The sequence below is a fragment of the Roseomonas aeriglobus genome, assembly GCA_016937575.1.
GTDB lineage: Bacteria > Pseudomonadota > Alphaproteobacteria > Sphingomonadales > Sphingomonadaceae > Sphingomonas > Sphingomonas aerigloba.
Map to the genome: position 1 here is coordinate 88,011 of JAFHKN010000004.1, position 16,958 is coordinate 104,968.

General features: G+C 62.9%; 19 protein-coding genes and 1 pseudogene. 5 read left to right on the forward strand and 15 right to left on the reverse strand.

Going from position 1 to position 16,958, the window contains the following annotated elements; all coding sequences use genetic code 11:
* Window positions 1-48: 48 nt before the first annotated feature.
* Together JW805_19015 and JW805_19020 are read left to right on the forward strand one after the other, a co-directional pair.
* Window positions 49-881: pseudogene (locus JW805_19015) on the forward strand (IS3 family transposase).
* Between the two features lie 245 nt (window positions 882-1,126).
* Window positions 1,127-1,891 carry an IS6 family transposase gene (locus tag JW805_19020; protein ID MBN2974095.1) on the forward strand — a complete coding sequence of 255 codons (765 nt, stop codon included), beginning with the start codon at window positions 1,127-1,129 and terminating at the stop codon, window positions 1,889-1,891.
* Between the two features lie 29 nt (window positions 1,892-1,920).
* Here JW805_19020 and JW805_19025 read toward each other — a convergent pair whose 3' ends face one another.
* The 13 genes from JW805_19025 to JW805_19085 form a co-directional block, all read right to left on the reverse strand.
* A complete protein-coding gene (locus JW805_19025) occupies window positions 1,921-2,205 on the reverse strand; it encodes a hypothetical protein (GenBank protein ID MBN2974096.1) in 285 nt (94 codons plus the stop codon).
* Between the two features lie 37 nt (window positions 2,206-2,242).
* Entirely contained in the window at window positions 2,243-4,012 is a 1,770-nt protein-coding gene (locus tag JW805_19030) for a PAS domain-containing protein (protein MBN2974097.1), read from the reverse strand.
* A 69-nt stretch (window positions 4,013-4,081) separates the two neighbouring features.
* A complete protein-coding gene (locus JW805_19035) occupies window positions 4,082-4,606 on the reverse strand; it encodes a DNA starvation/stationary phase protection protein (protein ID MBN2974098.1) in 525 nt (174 codons plus the stop codon).
* 63 nt (window positions 4,607-4,669) lie between these two features.
* Entirely contained in the window at window positions 4,670-5,050 is a 381-nt protein-coding gene (locus tag JW805_19040) for a hypothetical protein (protein MBN2974099.1), read from the reverse strand.
* Between the two features lie 46 nt (window positions 5,051-5,096).
* Window positions 5,097-5,312: a hypothetical protein gene (locus JW805_19045; GenBank protein MBN2974100.1), complete on the reverse strand. Its 216-nt coding sequence runs from the start codon at window positions 5,310-5,312 to the stop codon at window positions 5,097-5,099.
* Between the two features lie 18 nt (window positions 5,313-5,330).
* A complete protein-coding gene (aqpZ, locus tag JW805_19050) occupies window positions 5,331-6,110 on the reverse strand; it encodes an aquaporin Z (GenBank protein MBN2974101.1) in 780 nt (259 codons plus the stop codon).
* Between the two features lie 328 nt (window positions 6,111-6,438).
* The gene (locus JW805_19055) at window positions 6,439-8,118 is read right to left on the reverse strand and encodes a PA2169 family four-helix-bundle protein (GenBank protein MBN2974102.1); all 1,680 of its coding nucleotides are present in this window, start codon (window positions 8,116-8,118) and stop codon (window positions 6,439-6,441) included.
* Window positions 8,115-9,083: an L-lactate dehydrogenase gene (locus tag JW805_19060; protein MBN2974103.1), complete on the reverse strand. Its 969-nt coding sequence runs from the start codon at window positions 9,081-9,083 to the stop codon at window positions 8,115-8,117. The genes JW805_19055 and JW805_19060 overlap by 4 nt, the downstream gene beginning before the upstream one ends.
* A gap of 53 nt (window positions 9,084-9,136) precedes the next feature.
* Window positions 9,137-10,063, reverse strand: coding sequence for a DUF389 domain-containing protein (locus JW805_19065; protein ID MBN2974104.1), 927 nt, complete (start codon window positions 10,061-10,063; stop codon window positions 9,137-9,139).
* A gap of 2 nt (window positions 10,064-10,065) precedes the next feature.
* Complete coding sequence (locus JW805_19070) at window positions 10,066-10,341, reverse strand: hypothetical protein (GenBank protein ID MBN2974105.1); 276 nt, start codon at window positions 10,339-10,341, stop codon at window positions 10,066-10,068.
* A gap of 78 nt (window positions 10,342-10,419) precedes the next feature.
* Entirely contained in the window at window positions 10,420-10,779 is a 360-nt protein-coding gene (locus tag JW805_19075) for a hypothetical protein (protein MBN2974106.1), read from the reverse strand.
* Window positions 10,776-12,152 carry a mechanosensitive ion channel gene (locus JW805_19080; GenBank protein MBN2974107.1) on the reverse strand — a complete coding sequence of 459 codons (1,377 nt, stop codon included), beginning with the start codon at window positions 12,150-12,152 and terminating at the stop codon, window positions 10,776-10,778. Before JW805_19080 ends, JW805_19075 begins: the two co-directional genes overlap by 4 nt.
* 1 nt (window position 12,153) lies before the next feature.
* Window positions 12,154-12,483 carry a hypothetical protein gene (locus JW805_19085; GenBank protein ID MBN2974108.1) on the reverse strand — a complete coding sequence of 110 codons (330 nt, stop codon included), beginning with the start codon at window positions 12,481-12,483 and terminating at the stop codon, window positions 12,154-12,156.
* A 172-nt stretch (window positions 12,484-12,655) separates the two neighbouring features.
* Between JW805_19085 and JW805_19090 the strand changes: the two genes are divergently transcribed.
* Complete coding sequence (locus tag JW805_19090) at window positions 12,656-13,411, forward strand: Crp/Fnr family transcriptional regulator (protein ID MBN2974109.1); 756 nt, start codon at window positions 12,656-12,658, stop codon at window positions 13,409-13,411.
* A 67-nt stretch (window positions 13,412-13,478) separates the two neighbouring features.
* On the opposite strand, the gene JW805_19095 is transcribed toward JW805_19090, so the two are convergent.
* Window positions 13,479-13,943, reverse strand: a complete 465-nt coding sequence (locus JW805_19095) for an NAD(P)/FAD-dependent oxidoreductase (GenBank protein ID MBN2974110.1) — start codon at window positions 13,941-13,943, stop codon at window positions 13,479-13,481.
* 123 nt (window positions 13,944-14,066) lie between these two features.
* Between JW805_19095 and istA the strand changes: the two genes are divergently transcribed.
* Both istA and istB read left to right on the forward strand, forming a co-directional pair.
* Entirely contained in the window at window positions 14,067-15,578 is a 1,512-nt protein-coding gene (gene istA, locus JW805_19100) for an IS21 family transposase (GenBank protein MBN2974111.1), read from the forward strand.
* Window positions 15,565-16,293 (forward strand): IS21-like element helper ATPase IstB, encoded by a 729-nt coding sequence (gene istB / locus JW805_19105; protein MBN2974112.1) that lies wholly within the window; start codon window positions 15,565-15,567, stop codon window positions 16,291-16,293. Before istA ends, istB begins: the two co-directional genes overlap by 14 nt.
* 64 nt (window positions 16,294-16,357) lie before the next feature.
* Here the strand turns inward: istB and JW805_19110 are convergent, their stop codons facing one another.
* Window positions 16,358-16,933 (reverse strand): NAD(P)/FAD-dependent oxidoreductase, encoded by a 576-nt coding sequence (locus tag JW805_19110; protein MBN2974113.1) that lies wholly within the window; start codon window positions 16,931-16,933, stop codon window positions 16,358-16,360.
* Between the last annotated feature and the right edge of the window lie 25 nt (window positions 16,934-16,958).

Genomic DNA, 16,958 nt, shown 5'->3' on the forward strand with positions numbered 1-16,958 from the left:
TGAGTGGTCCATCGACTATGACAGTCTGGACCAAGGAAGGGACGACGAATGCCTGCGAAGAAGCACAAGCCCGAAGAGATCATCGGGAAGCTGCGTGAGGTTGAGATCATGCTGGGTCAGGGCGGCACGACCGCTGAGGCTTGCCGGCGGATCGCAGTCAGCGAGCAGACCTACTATCGCTGGCGCAAGGAATATGGGGGCCTGAAGACGGATCAGGCTCGGCGAATGAAGGATCTTGAGAAGGAGAATGCCCGGTTGCGGCGCGCGATCTCGGACCTGACGCTGGACAAGCTCATCTTGCAGGAGGCGGCAAAGGGAAACTTCTGAGCCCCGCACGGCGCCGACGCTGCGTCGATCAGGTGCGGGCTGTGCTGGATGTGTCCGAGCGGCGTGTGTGCCGCGTGCTCGGCCAGCACCGGTCTACGCAGCGCAAGGAACCGTGCGGGGCAGATGACGAGCAATTGCTGACCGAGGATATCATTGCCTTGGCCAGACAGTACGGGCGCTACGGCTATCGGCGGGTGACCGCGCTGCTGCATGCGGCGGGTTGGTCAGTGAACCACAAGCGGGTGGAACGTATCTGGCGACGCGAAGGGCTGAAAGTCCCGCAGAAACAACCCAAGCGCGGGCGGCTGTGGCTGAACGACGGTTCGTGCATCCGGCTGCGACCACAATATCCAGGGCATGTCTGGGCCTATGATTTCGTCGAAGGGCGCACCCATGATGGGCGCAAGTTCCGCATTCTGACCATCATCGACGAGGCCAGCAGGGAATGTCTGGCGCTGGTGGTCGCGCGTCGGCTCAACCATGAGGATGTGCTGGCGGCACTCGCCGAGCTGTTCATCGAGCGCGGTCCACCAGCCCATATCAGGTCCGATAACGTCCTATGTCGGGAAGCAGCGGCGGGTTTTGGCCAGCAGATATCCATGCGCCGACAACCGTCGGCGCGGCATGCAATCTGAGCCAGATGGCTCCCACCGTCAACGGGATCGCTCCCTGCCATAGCAAACACAGGATCCAGCAGCGCCGAGGCGGCCGTGGTCCTCACCATCCTTAAAACGGGCTCTGTTGCAAACTCTGATGCGGTTGCCAAGGTTGGGCCCTTGGATTGGTAAGGTCGGTTGTGATGGACGATTTCAAAGGGCGGCATTTTACCGGCGAGGTCATCCTATGGGCGGTCCGCTGGTACTGCCGGTACGGCATCAGCTACCGCGATCTCGAGGAAATGCTGGCGGAACGTGGCATCGATGTCGATCACACGACCATCTATCGCTGGGTGCAGCGCTATGCGCCGGAGATGGAGAAGCGGTTGCGCTGGTTCTGGCGGCGAGGCTTTGATCCGAGCTGGCGTCTGGATGAGACCTACGTCAAGGTTCGGGGCAAATGGACCTACCTGTACCGGGCGGTCGACAAAAGGGGCGACACGATCGACTTCTTCCTCTCGTCGACCCGCAGCGCCAAAGCCGCGAAGCGCTTTCTGGGAAAGGCCCTTCGCGGGCTGAAGGGCTGGGAGAAGCCAACGAAACTCAACACCGACAAGGCCCCCAGCTACGGCGTCGCAATCGCCGAGTTGAAACGAGAAGGGAAGCTCGCCCTGGAAACCGAACACCGGCAGGTAAAATACCTGAACAACGTGCTCGAGGCCGACCATGGCAAGCTCAAATTGTTGATCAAGCCCGTGCGTGGTTTCAAATCGATGCCGACAGCCTACGCCACGATCAAGGGCTTCGAGGTCATGCGCGCCCTGCGCAAAGGGCAAGCCCGGGCATGGTGCCTGCAGCCAGGGATCAGGGGAGAGGTGCGTCTGATCGAAAGAGCATTTGGCATTGGCCCCTCGGTCATGACCGAGGCCATGGACGTGCTCAATCAGCATTTTGCCAATGCTGCCTGATCCCCAGACGGGGTGACGCTGCCCGGCCGTCACCAATGTTTGCAACAGAGCCCGTTCGAAAGATTGGTGTCCGGATCGTTGGTCCGCATATCCTCGGCCTTTTTATCGCCCAATTCGCGAGCCGCATCGGCACGATTCTCCAAACGATCCTCTCCGGCTTCGGTGGGTGCATTATCGGCAGCGTCTTCGAGGTTGTCGGCAACGCGTTCCGCGTTCGCCTCGATATTGTCGGCGGCTTGCTCCCGTGGGCTGCTGTTGCAGGCGGCTAGCGACATCAGCGCTACCGAGGCGGTCGTTGCTAAAATCTTCTTCATTGATCGTCTCCCGTGATTGAACTGGAATTGTAGATGTTCAAGCCTCTGCAGCCCCGAAATCGGACGGCCTACGCCGTGGACCGCCGGTTGCCGGAGCATCGATAGCTGCGCGTATCCTGTCCGCCAGCTCGGCACGCCGATATGGTTTGCCGAGGACGTCGGCACCGGACGCGCCGGGGCCCCCCTCGCGGGCGAGTTCTTCGTTATATCCTGTTGTGAGGAGCACCGGGACAGCGGGAGCGCGACGCCGTACCTCGTCGGCCAGCGCCAGACCGTTGATCGAACCCGGCATGATAAGGTCGGTAAAAAGCAGATCGATCTTGAAGCTCATCCGCTCCAGCGTGTTCAGCGCATCATCGCCGTCCACCGCCGTAACAATCTGATATCCTAGTTCAATAAGGTGATCGCGCGCGAGCGTTCGGACATCCTCCGAGTCCTCTACGACGAGGATTATCTCTCCTTGCCCTCGGGCTTCTGGCGAAACCCCGACCGCTGCGACTACCGGCGTAGCGGGCGTTCGCCCATCGGCTCCTGCCGCCTCGCGATCGATCGGAAGGATCATCCGGACAATGGTCCCCCGGCCTACCGTGCTTTCAATCTCGAGTCGGCCGCGCGATTGCTGAAGAAAACCATGAACCTGCGGCAATCCCAATCCAGTTCCGCGTCCGACTTCCTTGGTGGTAAAGAATGGTTCAATCGCACGCGCGGCAAGTGCAGGACTCATGCCTTCCCCCTCATCCGATACGGACAGCGTGACATAATCGCCGGAGGGGAGTTCACGCGCAGCAGCATCGCCGTTGAGGTGCAACTTGCCCGTAGAGATGGTGATCGTGCCACCGCGGGGCATAGCGTCACGCGCGTTGACGACGATGTTGAGAAGCGCCGTTTCGAGGTGAGCAACATCGATCAGACAGGCGGGCAAGCGACTCCTGAGGTTCAACTGGATGTCGACGGTCGCCCCGGCACTGGCATGGAGCAGATCCGAAAAGCCCATTACTGCCTGACTAAGGTCGACGGGTTTCGGATCGAGGCGGGTCTTGCGCGCAAAGGCGAGCAGCTGACGCGTGAGACGGCTCGCCTTGTCTGTGGCAACCTGAGCGTTCTCCAGTCGTCGCCGGAGCTTGGGTTCCTCAAGCTCCCGCAACACCATTTCCTGGTTGCCGGCCACCACCTGAAGAAGGTTGTTGAAATCATGCGCGAGGCCTGCAGTAAGCTGGCCCACGGCCTCCATTTTTTGCGCCTGGCGATGACCTTCTTGCGCCTCGCGGCGCCGCGAAACGTCGAGTTGGCTGGCGAAGAAATACAGAAGCTCGCCGCTGGTGCTGGTCACCGGCCCCACGAACACGGCGTTCCAGAACGAGGTCCCATCGCGCCTGTAGTTGAGTATCTCCAGGCTGACCGGTTGACCGGCTGACACGGCGTCGCGCAATTGGTCGACGTGCTCACGATCGGTATGCGGCCCCTGCAGGAAGCGGCAGTTGCGACCCAGAACTTCTGCTTCCTCGTAACCGGTAAGGTCCAGAAAAGCCTTGTTCGCGAACACGATCGGATTGTCGGTCAGACGAGGGTTGGTGAGGAGCATCGGCATGCGCGTCATCTCGACCGCCGCGAAGAACACCCCGCCTCGGTCGGCCAAGTCATCATCGATGATCGTGCTCTCCCGCCAATGGCGTCGTTGATGATGACCGGTGAGCGTGAACGATCCGTCTGGTAAAGCATCTCCTGCCGGGATCCCGGTTGCGGATGGGCTATCAGTAGCGCCTAAATCAGTGGCGCCAGCTGGATCGACATTGGGATCGTGTGACATAGCTTGCGCGGTAAACCTGAGCTGGTAGCGGGAAGTCGTCGCGGACCTCCCGCCACGCCGAACGCTACGTTATTCGGAAAGGCTGGCGCGTAGCATCCACGCATTCTGCTCATGGACGCCGATCCGCGCCACCAGCATGTCATGACTGAACAGGTCGCCGGCTTCGTCCGCCAGCTCAGCGAATTCGCTCATCCGCCGCGCGACCTTCTCGTTATCGTCGACGAGCTCCGCGATCATTTCGCGGGTCGGCTTGTGCGGTGCATCATTGTCGATCACCGTCAGTTCGCGAAAGGCGGCGTTGCCAGTCGGAGCAAGCTTGCCCAGGGCCCTGATACGTTCGGCGATCGCGTCGGCGGCCTCGTGCAGCTCCTGATACTGTGCCTCGGTCATGTTGTGCAGCCCGTAGAAGCTCGGGCCCTGGACATTCCAGTGGACTCCGAGCGTCTTGGCGTACAGCGTGTAACTATCCGCAGTCGCCTTCGTCAGCGCCTCAGCGACCTGATCGCGCGCATCACTCTCTACGCTGGTGTTCAGTGACGTACCGTCACCTTCGACCCGTTCCGTACGCTTCACGCCCTTATCCGCCTTCGCCATCTCTTCGTTCCTCAACCTGCAAGTGGATCAAAAAGCGGCGGGACGATCGTCCCGCCGCCTGGATTACTTCTTCTTGGGCGCGCGCTTGGGCGCAGCGGCGGCCTCAGCGTCCTCTTCTTCATCGGGGCTGTCCACCCCTGCCTCCGTCAGCGCCTCACCAAGCGCCTTCAACTTGTCCTGCGATTTATCGGCCTTGTCGGCGATCTTGGCCGTTGCGGTGCCCAGTCGGTGGAGAAGCGAATGGACCCGCTCGGCATCCGGTTCGGGCTTTTCAAGCTGCTTTCGAAGCGATGTAAGATCGCGCAAGATGCCTTTCGCACCCGGCACGTCGACATCCGCCAATGCCGCTTCCCAGTCTTCGATCATATCCACGCCCTTCGTGGGCTTCGTGTCTTCTAGTCCGCGATTGATCGCGTTCATGGTGCCAGCGAATTTGACGGCCATTCGATCGTTCCTTCCGTGGTTCTATCCAGCTTTGTAGCGAAGAGGCTCAGGCCTGAGTCTGGGTCGGGCTATCGCTCGGCGCGTCGCCAGGAGCGCCGGGCTCCTCTACCGGTTGCACGCCCGGAAAGCCGGGATCATCGATCGACGGCGCATCGGGATTTTCCGGTCCCGGCAGAGCATCCGGCCGATCATCGGGTTGAGGCGAGCCATGGGGGTTGTGGATCGGATCGGGAGCGTAAGGATCGGGTGGAAGAGTGGCCATGACATTGTCCTTTCGAGGTTAGATCTTGGTGCCGTCGTTGCTGGCGGTCGGCGTGGTTACAGGGTCGACAAGTCGATCGAGCTTCGAGACCGAGATCGGGCCCGGCGACCGCACGTCATCCGCATGCGAGAACAGCCAGCGGCCGACCAGGCCCGCGAGGACCGCGCCGACGAGCGGGGCGACCCAGAACGCCCAGAGCTGGGCAAGTGCGGTTCCTCCCACCATCAGAGCAGGTCCGGTGCTGCGTGCCGGGTTCACCGAGGTGTTGGTGACCGGGATCGAAAGAAGGTGGATCAGTGTGAGCGCCAGACCGATCGTCAAGGGCGCGAACGCGGCGGGCGAGCGCTCGTCCGTCGCCCCGAGAATAACCATCAGAAATGCTGCGGTCAGTACGGTCTCGACCAGCAGTGCGGTCATAAGCGGGTAGCCTTTGGGGGATGCTGCCCCAAAGCCGTTCGTTGCGAAGCCGCCAAGTTCGAAGCCCGGCATGCTCCTAGCGATGACCAGCAGAAGAACGGATGCGAGGATTGCGCCCGCGAGTTGGGCCGCAACATAGGCAGGGATTTCCCGCGCCGGAAATCGTCCTGCCGCGGTTAGGCCGACGGTCACCGCAGGATTGAAATGGCCACCCGAGATCGCGCCGACCGCGAAAGCCATCGTGAACACCGTCAAGCCGAAGGCCAACGCGACTCCCAGCACACCAACACCGCCCTCCCCCGTCGCGAGGACCGCGGTGCCGCAGCCACCAAGGACAAGCCAGAACGTGCCGAAGGCTTCAGCCGTCATGCGCTTAGACATCCGTGAGCGCGGGGGATGGGCAACGACCTCCGTCATGCTCGCATCTCCCCGACACGCGCAATCATCGGCCGCGGCCCTGCTATCCCTGTATCCATTCCTGGCGATCCCTGTTCGCAGCGCAGATGCCTATGCACGGCAGAATGCATAACAAGGAGTGTTTCAGGGAGTTCCAGATCGCTGGAAAAGAACCTGACGTGGCTCGGCGCGGAGGGACAAATGGGTTCCCGGGCAACACGGCGGCAGACACAAAAAAAGCCCGGTCGCGCATGAGCGGACCGGGCTGACAGGGAAGCGATCAGCGATCGACGCTGATGCTTGGGCAAGGATCTTAGCGTTCCAGGCTGTGCTTCAGGTCACGCATCTGGTCATGGCCCGCCTGGACAGACTGGTTGGCCTTCAGAACCGCCGCCCGGACCTCCGGCGAAAGATCCTCGTCCGACAGAGCATCATCGAACTTCGCCTTGATGTGATCTTCGCCGCGCTCGACCTCGTCGATGATCGCCTTGTCGTCCTGACCCGTCACCTTCGCCTTCAGGTCGAGGAACATGCGGTGAGCACCGGCAAGCACGGTCCCGTCGTCTTCAGGGTCGCCGCCGAGGCGCCGGACCTCTGCCTGCAGGTCACTTACGACCTCACGACGCTCCCGCGCGCGATCCGAGAAAACACTGCCATAACGAGGATTTTCGATGTCACCGGCGGCTTCGGTGTAGCCATCGACGCTATCGAGCGTGGTGGCGATGAGGCTGTTCAGCACGCTGATGTCGTTGTCACGGTCTGCCATTGGGATCTCCTTCTTTGGTGAACTATGCGAACGCTCGGAATCGTTCGACGATACATGTGCCGAGACTTTTGCGCCGGGATGACGCCGATCAGTGGGGGCTCCGCGGCCGATCTTGTAGGCGACGCCTGCTCCTATGAGCGCTATCGACGCCCGAGCCGGCCTACCCCTTCCCAGCAAGAGAAGCCCGGCGGCGCAGAGTGCCCCTTCAGCCCATGCAAGACCCAGGGACGAGCCCGCGGTTGCATCCGGTCTATCAAGCGTGGATACCTGCCCTGTATCGGCGCTCTGACCATCCCCCTGATCGTCGGAAACAGGCGACGTCGCTTTTTGCGGCACGGCTCCCTCGCCTTCCACTTGGCGTTCGAGTTCGGCGTTCATCTCGGCGCCGAGCAGGAAGACAAATGCGGAGAGCCACAGCCATGTGAGCATCACAATCACGGCGCTCAACGAGCCGTAGGTCGCGCCGTAATTGCCGAAGTTCGAAACATAGAGACCGAACCCGGCGGTTCCCCCCAGCCACAACGCCGTGGCGGCAACCGAGCCTGGCGACAACCAGACCCAGGAAGGTCGGCGTCGGTCGGGTCCGAACCGGTACAGGATCGCTGCGGCCGTCACGACGAGCGCGCCCAACAGCGCGTAGCCTGCGACCCGGATCAGCGTCAGCAAGAAGTCCGACGCTTGTGGTACGAGGCTTTCGAGAAAGCCCAGCAGGGTCGTGGATGCGATCGCGAGGAAGATCAGGAAGACGCCACCGGCGACGAGCGCAAAATACAAAAGGTTGACGCGAACGAAGCCGCGGCGTTCGGTCTCGCCATAGGCGACATTCAGTGCCGTCACGATCGCTGACGCACCCTTGGTCGCGCCGTAAAAGGCCAGTGCGATCGCGATAATGAGGCCCAGGCCCTGCTTGCCCTTCGAGGTTTCGACCACCGTGACCAACTGCTCGGTGATGATGGTCGCTGCCTCGCGCGGGACGGCGGCGAACACATGCTCTACGTTGCTGCGAACCGTTTCCGGTTCGGCAAAGAGGCCGTAGCTGAGGACAACCGCCCCGAGCAACGGGACGATCGCCGCGAACGCGTAGAAAGCGATCCCTGCGGCGATCAGCCCGATATTGTCTTTGCCCGTCTCCTCCCAGGTTCGCCGCAGCACCGCCAGCCACCCTTCTTTGGGAATCGCGAACGGCGACCGCGCTCCTGCGCCCGCCCGATCGTTGCCGATCGTCATGCCGCATCTGCTGACATGCGGGGATGCAGGCGCTGCAGCGTCTCGGCCGAGCGATGGAGTGCGGCAAGCTCTCCATCATCGAGGTCAAGCTGGATGATCCGCTCGATCCCGTTCTTTCCCACAACACATGGCGTGCCGAGGCACACCCCGGTCAACCCGTATTCCCCGCCGAGAACGGTAGAGACCGCGAGCACCGCATGCTCGTTGCGCAACACGGCCTCGCAGATCCGCTGGACGCACAGGCCAATCGCATATTCGGTATGGCCTTTGCGCCGGACCACCTCGGGTGCGGCGCGACGAACGCGCTCGAGCATCCGCGCATAATCCTGCGGTTCTTGGGGAGCGCATCGGTTTAGCGGCACGCCGGCGATGCGGGCGCCGCTCCAGACGGCGACTTCAGAATCGCCATGCTCGCCGATGATGTAGGCATCGACCCCGCGCGGTTCGATATCGAAGGCCTCGGCGAGCATCCCGCGCAGGCGGGCGGTATCGACCAGCGTCCCCGTTCCGATTACCCGCCCGGCCGGAAGCCCGGATTCCTCGAGAGCGACCTGGACCAGAAGGTCCACGGGGTTCGATGCCATGACGAGCACCCCGTCGAACCCTTCATCCCTCAGCTTGCCAACAATCTCGCGGACTATCGGGGCATTGGCATCGAGAAGGTCGAGCCGCGATGTGTCGCTGCCCCCTGTCGCCTGCCCGGCCGCGATGACGACGATCGAGCTCGCAGCGGCGTCCGCATAGCTGCCGTTGATCACGTTGATCGGGGATTTCATCGGGACTGCGACGGCGTGCTCGAGATCCATCACCTCGCCCTCCGTTTTCTCGCGGTCGCGGCCGACCAGCACGATTTCACGGATGAAGCTGCTCTGGATCAAGGCGTAGGCGCTGGCCATGCCGACGCGTCCGCAGCCGACGATGCAGACCCGGTTTTCGTGCGTTGCGGAGGCGGAATGATCTTTCATGCATATGTTCTTTCGGTCGACCGGAACAAGCGCGGACGTAACAGGTGAGAGTGTCAATGCAGCGGCGCGCGGCGGTGGACCATGAGCTGCTTCAGGCCAAAGACGAGCACACCTGCGGCAAGGACGAAGCCTGCATCGACGGCCAACCGGGTCCCGCTGGCCGCCGCCAGATCAAGACGCCCCATCGCAAGTGATATCCCTGCTACGGATGCCGCCTCGATCAGTCGCATGGCAACCAGTGCACCGGCGATAACGCTCCTTCGGTAGGAGGCCTGGATGAGCACCCCGGCGAACGCGCCGGCCAATGCGATTGTCAAGAGCTCGGGCGAGGGATGGATCGTGTGTTTGAGGACGTCGCCGTCGAGAAACGCCGACGCCTCGACACCGGCTACTCTGGACAGGACCAGCCAGGTCGCTCCAGCGGCCGCCGCCAGAACGGCATAGCCGACGATCGTCGCCAGCGCACCGGCGCGGATCACCTCGCCCCTCTTCAGGACGACGCCCAGTGGCAACTTCGCCAGCGGCTCGAATCCAGGGGCAATGATCGCAGACGCGACATATGCAACCGCCGCGATCGCGGGTTCGGTAAACGCTCCAGCCGCGCCGATAATGCCGCCCAGCGCCATCAGCAGCAGGAAATTGGCGGTAAGGCGGCCTTGATGCCGCAGCCCGGTTTCGAGTTCCTCCCACACCGCCTCATCGACGTCGGCGTCGATCCGCTTCTGATGTTCGGGATCGCTGATGCTGGCCACTTCCGCGGTCACGATGGTGTATGGGAAGGCTTGTAAGGCACTCGCCGCCGCGGACATAACCTGATCGGTTGCACGATTGAGTGCATGGACGGTGACGACGTCTCCCCTGGGCTTGACGGATGCGCTGCGGTGCAATGTCAGGCCGACCACGTCCTCGATCGTGTCGAGCGCGGCTATCAATTGGTCGGAACGGTCCGAGGGAACGGTAATGTCGATTACACGATGCACGATTATTCCTTGTGCGGATCAAGGGTATGCGCGGCTTGCGGTCGCAGAGCGCACGCTTTCGTTTCGTAGGCTGCGGCAAGTCGTCGGTGGGCAATCGCCGCTTCGACGCCGTCGCTTACCTCAGCGGCCTGCCTCTCGGCCTGTGCACGCTCGACGTAATAGCCCAGCTCTTCCTCGACAGTTGCAGGCTCAAGACCCTCCGGGTTTTCCATAATCGTGCAGCCATCGATCCGTAGGTAAGTGGTGCGAAAAGAAGGGGCCCGGGCACGCAACCGCACCAAGGCCCCGCCCAAAGTTGCTACGCGCGACCTCTGCGGGCCTTTGGGTACAGCCGCGGGCATGTCAGCCCACGAACCCTACTTGCCGCGAATGGCGTCGGCCCTGTCTTCGGCTACATCGGCCTTCTGCTCGGCATCGCGTCGAACCTGCCTGGCCTGCTCTTCAAGAGCGTCGGCCTTCTCGTCGGCCGTACTGCGCAAGGCGTCCGCACGGTCCTCTGCAGCATCGGCACGCGCCTCGATCGCCGCATTGGCGCTTTCGGCGGCACGATCCTGTGCCTCGCCGGCCGTCTCGGCCGGACCGCTCGCCAGCGTGTCCTCGCTCGACACGACGCCCGCGTTGGCGTCCGCCTGTTCGCCGGCGTTCTCCCGCGGCCCATCACAGCCCGCGAGCAGCAGGCTCGCAACCAATACCAGGCTACCGAGCCGCCGCGTCATGCCTGCGTATCCACGTCACGAGTAGCCCCTAGCGATGTCGGGGTGACCGTCGGGGTCTCAGCCGATGCCGGTTTGTTGGCCTCCTCTTCGGCCTTGCCAAGCAGTCGCTGCACGACCTGGCCCGCCTGCTCACGCCCGCCAAGGCCGAACGCGAGGGCAAATGCCACCGCTATAGCGCCGAGGATCAGACCAAAAGCGAGGTTGATGATGTCATCGGCAAGACCCATGAACCGCAATCCAATCGCCGTTCCCAGGACGATGATGGCGACCTTGGTAAGCGACGCGGTGAACTCTGCTCCGGCACCCCCGGTCGCTTTGATCGTAGTCGAGATCAGGCGTGCGATCGCGACGGCCGCGGCGATGATAATCGCGCCGAATACCACCTGGCCGAAGAGTGTCAGCACTTCGGCCATGATCCGCGAACCATAGGCAAAGTTGAGCTGGCGGAATGCCTCCATCAGACCGAAAATGACGATCGCGATGAAGACACCTGACCCGATCAGCTTCGACGGCGTTAGCGACGCGGCCGTCGTCGCAGGCGAAGGTCGATCGGTCCCGGAAATCGGATCAGCGGCTCCCGACTGCGGGAACAGGCCGAGGGACTCAATTGCCTTGTCGACGCCGGTCGAGCCCAGGAACGAGGTAATGAGCTGCGAGGCAAATTTGCCGATGTAGTAAGCAAGCGTGATAATAATGCCTGCCGCGATCACATGCGGGATCGCATCAAGGATGATCCGCAGCATGGCAGTCGCTGGCTGCGAAATCGCCGCGATGTTGAGCGTGTCCAGGGCGGCAATCGCCACGGGGATGATGATCAGAGCGAAGACGACGCTACCCACCGCCCGCGGCAGCGCGCTGGGGTCGGTCGGGGGCGTGCTGCCCACGTGCGCCGACAAGCGCTCCACATGGCTCGCGGTGATTACCGCCTCGACGGCCTTCTTCGCTACGCTGGCGAGAATGTAACCGAGGAAGAGGATCAGGCCGGCACCGATAATCCGGGGGACCGCATTGCCGAAGCCGTTCAGCATGTCCGCCAGAGGGCCTGTCGCGCTGGCAAGGCCGAGCGGTTGTGCAGCGAGAAAGAACGCGACCAGTAGCACGACCCAGAAAGCCGCATCGCCGACCTGTGCGCCGATGGTAGACTTGTCGCGCGGCGGATGGTTGGGCTGATTTGCCCGCCGGGCGAGCGGTGTCTTGTTGAGGAGGTTTGCCACTCCCCACTTGACCGCGCGAGCAACCAGCCATCCGATCAGGAGGATAACCAGGGCGCCGATGATGCGAGGCCCCCACTCCTGCGCATAAAGCCAGGCCTGGTTGGTGAAATCGCGGGTCCCGTTGATGACGGTTCCTCCCGCATATTGGACATCGTTCATATCAACCTCCCTGAACCCCGACCGCTTCGCTCAACGCACCGCACGACGCAGCCGCCTTCGTCACTTCCAAGGGTATCTTCACGTCATCGATACGGGTGCCAGCCCGAATAAGATCGCTCGCCGTTAGCCTTTGACCCCGCGTCTGCTGCACGCTCTGCGCGACACGGCCTAGCTGCCGGAGCTGGCCCAGCGACAGGTTAGACTGCAGTCGATCACCCATGCATCGCGCCGGCCCTTCGCTCAGTCCGTAGCGGCCCAGTCCCTGGGCGATCCGCGCGGACGGGCTGGCACACGACGCGGTCAACGCCGAGGCGACAACGAGCAGCGCCATTCCGGCTAGCCTGCTTCGCCTCGTCTCAATCATGCATCGACACCCTGCTATGTATTCAACCGGTCTTAACGGCTGTTCAGCATCCGTGTTCCCACCGGATGCGTTTCTTTTGCCGCGATTGATCGAGGTGTAGAGCCGAGCGTTGAGCCTCGACATATGAAGGAGTTTTGCATTGCCTGACGACCGGGAAGATCGCGAGAACGGCGCCGCTCAGTCCAGCAGCAATCACCTTCTTGATCGGGTGCCGCCCGACGAGCGCGCTCGTATGGACAGCTGCCTTGAACCCGTCCTTCTTGTCGCAGGACAAGTGCTGTACGAGCCGGGCCAACCGCTGACCCACGTCTTTTTGCCTTTGACCGGCATGATATCGCTGGTCGCGGTCATGAGCGATGGTCGGACCGCAGAAGGGATGACGATCGGCCGCGAGGGCGCCGCTGCCCTCAGTGCAAGCGGCTATGTGGACGATGCTTTCAATCGCTACGTGGTGCAGCTGCCCGGCAGCGGTTACCGGGTCAAAGCCGAGGACTTCGAAGACCTGGTCGATGAAAGCGTCGAATTCTGTTCCGCGGTCACGCGCTGGCGCGAGGTCATGATCCGGATGTCGTTGCAATCGGTCGCCTGCAACGCGCTCCATACCGTTCGGCAGCGGCTTGCGCGTTGGATCCTGACCACTCACGATCGGACCGAAACCGACAGACTGCCGCTAAAGCAGGAGTTTTTGGCCGAAATGCTGGGGGTGAAGCGTAACGCCGTCAATATCGTGGCTCGAGAGTTTCTTGCGATCGGCGCGATAGAATACAAGCGCGGAAAGATTTCGGTCATCAATCCCGAATTGCTCAGGGAAGAGTCCTGCGAATGCTATACGCTCATCCGTGGCGAGATATCGAAGCTGTTCACGCAGCCTCCGAGTAGTGAATGCGAGGGCTGACGTCCCGGTGACGGATCGGCGATATGCGGACGAAGGCGCTTGGGGTACGTCTTTCTAAAAATGCGTTTCACGTCGACAGTTGCTTCGCCGTCTCGCCGTCGATCGTCCGCAGAGCATTATGAATGGCGGTTGCTGCCTTAGCACCGTGCCCGGTTGCAACGCTGATCTGGTCGAGGCCGGCAACGACATCACCGGCAGCGTAACAACCCGTGATGTTGGTCAGCTGATCGTCGTCTACAGCGATGCACCGACAGTCACTTAACGCAACGCCGACCGCGACCGCCAGTTCGGTGTTGATGTCAGAACCGAGCGCCGGATAGACGGTATCCACTACGATGGTGCCGGCACCTTTTTCGAGAGTGATCGAAACCTCGTCGCCCGAGCCGAAATCGATCGAAGCGAGTGGGGCAGCAACAAGTGTGACCCCGGCCTTATCCAGCGCGCCGCGATCGTTGTCGTCAAGTTCGGCGGTCTCGTTCGCCACCAACGTGATGTCCTCGGAATATGTCCTAAGGAACAGTGCTTCGGCCACTCCATGCTTGTGGATCGGCGTGGAAAAGGGACCCCGGTAGCGGGGTGATCGGCGTCGAAAAGGGACCCCTCATCCCGGTGGTCTAGGCTGTTCGCTTGGCGTGTGTCAGGCGGCGAGATCGGGATGCTGGTATTGGAGACGGTGTTGAGGATCCGGCGCGAGCACGCGTCGGGGAAGGCCATCAAGGCGATAGCGCGGGACTTGCACCTGTCGCGCAAGGTGGTGCGCAAGGCGATCCGGGCGCCGGAGGCGGACATGGGCTACCGGCGGGAGGTGCAGCCGCTGCCGAAGCTGGGGCCGTTTCAGGCGCGACTGGATGCGTTGCTGGAGGAAGACGAGGCACGACCGCGGCGCGAGAAGCTGCGCCTCACGCGCATCCACGACCTGCTGCTACGCGAGGGGTTCGACGGCTCGTACGACGCGGTGCGGCGTTATGCGGCTCGCTGGCGGCAGGCGCGGCGTCGCGATGTGATGGATGCGCCGGCGTTCATCCCGCTGCTGTTCCGGCCGGGCGAGGCGTATCAGTTCGACTGGAGCCATGAGGACGTCGAGATCTCGGGCAAGCCGATGCGTGTAAAGGTCGCGCATGTGCGGCTGTGCGCATCACGGGTGATGTATGTGCGCGCCTATCCCCGCGAGACACAGGAGATGCTGTTCGACGCGCATGCGCGGGCATTCGCCTTCTTCGGAGGCGTGCCGACGCGCGGCATCTACGACAACATGAAGACGGCGGTGACGAGCGTGTTCACGGGCAAGGAGCGGGTCTTCAACCGGCGCTTCCTGGTCATGGCCAACCATTACATGGTCGAGCCGACCGCCTGCTCACCGGCGTCGGGCTGGGAGAAGGGTCAGGTCGAGAACCAGGTGCAGACCGCGCGCGGCCGCTTCTTCCAGCCACGCCTGCGATTTACCAGCCTCGAGGAGCTGAACGGTTGGCTGGAGGCCGAGTGTCGGCGCTGGGCCGACATGCACCGGCATCCCGAGCGGAAGGAACTGACGGTCGCCCAGGCATGGGCAGCCGAACGGGCGGTGCTCCAGCCTGTTGTCGCGCCCTTCGACGGCTTCCACGAGAGCGAGCACGCGGTAAGCGGCACTTGCCTCATCAGCTTCGACCGCAACCGCTACTCCGTTTCTGCCCGGACGGTTCGGCGCGTTGTGCAGGTCCGTGCCTATGCCGACCGCATCCTCGTGCGCTGCGACGGTGAAGTCGTCGCCGACCATCCCCGGTTCTTTGGCCGGGACCGGACCATCTACGACCCGTGGCATTATCTGCCGGTGTTGGCGACCAAGCCGGGCGCCCTGCGCAACGGCGCACCGTTCCAGGGCTGGGAGTTGCCGCCTGCGCTGTCACGGCTGCGGCGCAAGCTCGGCGCCGGCGACGACGCCGACCGGCGGTTCGTGCGGGTGCTGGCGACAGTGCTCGATGACGGGCTCGAGGCGGTGGAAGCGGCCGTGCGCGAAGCATTGCTGGCCGGCACCGCCAGCGACGACGTCATCGTCAACATCCTGGCCCGCAGGCGAGAACCGCCACGACCGCTAACCATTGTCACCCCCGAGGACCTGGCGCTGCGCCATCCGCCCCGCGCCGACTGCAACCGCTATGACAGCCTGCGAGGTCTCCATGCAGCGGCATGAGATGATGACGGCCATGACCGAGTTGGGGCTGAAGGGCATGGCTGGCGCCTTCGACGAGGCGGTCACCACCGGTCTCCAGCGCAAGCGCACGACCATGGAGGTCCTGACCGACCTGCTGCGTGCCGAGGCGACGCACCGCCATGCAGCGTCGGTCCGTTACCGGATGTCGGCCGCCAGGTTGCCCGCGGTGAAGGACCTCGACGCCTTCGTCTTCGATGACACCCCCATCAACGAGGGACTGGTGCGCTCGCTATACAGCGGCTCGTTTCTTCCGGGCCGGCGCAACGTCGTGCTTGTCGGTGGGACGGGCACAGGCAAGACGCACCTCGCCACCGCCATCACCACCAATGTGGTACGGGCCGGCGCCCGGGGGCGCTACTTCAACACGGTGGACCTGGTGAACCGGCTTGAGGAGGAAACGCGTCTTGGCAAGGCCGGCACGCTGGCAGCCCAGCTCTCCCGGCTCGATCTGGTGGTGCTCGACGAGCTTGGCTACCTGCCGTTCGCCCGCTCGGGCGGCCAACTGCTCTTCCACCTCGTCAGCAAGCTCTACGAGCAGACCTCGGTCATCGTCACGACGAACCTCGCCTTTGGCGAGTGGCCGACCGTCTTTGGCGACCCCAAGATGACCACCGCGCTGCTCGACCGCATTACCCACCATTGCGACATCGTCGAAACGGGCAATGACAGCTGGCGCTTCAAGCACCGCAGTTGACGCCCAGGACCACCGGCAGAGAACGCTTCGCGCTGGTTGCGCCTCCGGTCGGGCTACGCCCGCCCTACGCCGCAACCAGCGCGAACAAAGCGCCCGTCATACCCGTCACGCTGCTCGACGAAGGGGGTCCCTTTTGCACGCCGATAGGGGGTCCTTTTTGGACGCCGATTGACACTCCATGCTCGTCGCCACCGATGACGGCGATACGTGATCCGGTCGCCTCGAACCCGTCGCAGATGGGGCAGTATCGCAACTTCCCGCTTACCAAAGCCTGTCGGTGCGTTTCCGGGTCGATCTCGGGGCTGCGATTGACCACGCCGGTGGCGAGCAACACCGTGCGCGCCTCCAACACGCGATCAGCCGTCGACACACGAAACGTGTCGCCATCCCGCTGCAGGGCTGTTGCTTGTTCGTAGTATATCGCCGCGCCATAGCGTTCGGCCTGCTCCCGCATGCGATCAAGCAACTCGTCGCCGCCGATGCCGTCGGGGAAACCCGGGTGGTTACGCGATCTGGGGATCCAACTTGCCCGGCTTTTGCGCTCGTCGACGACCACCACCTGACGATGGAAACGGGCAAGATAAATGGCTGCGGTCAATCCTGCCGGTCCGCCGCCGATAATCACGCAATCCGTCAGCATGGCTCGTCCTTGTCGATACGAACCG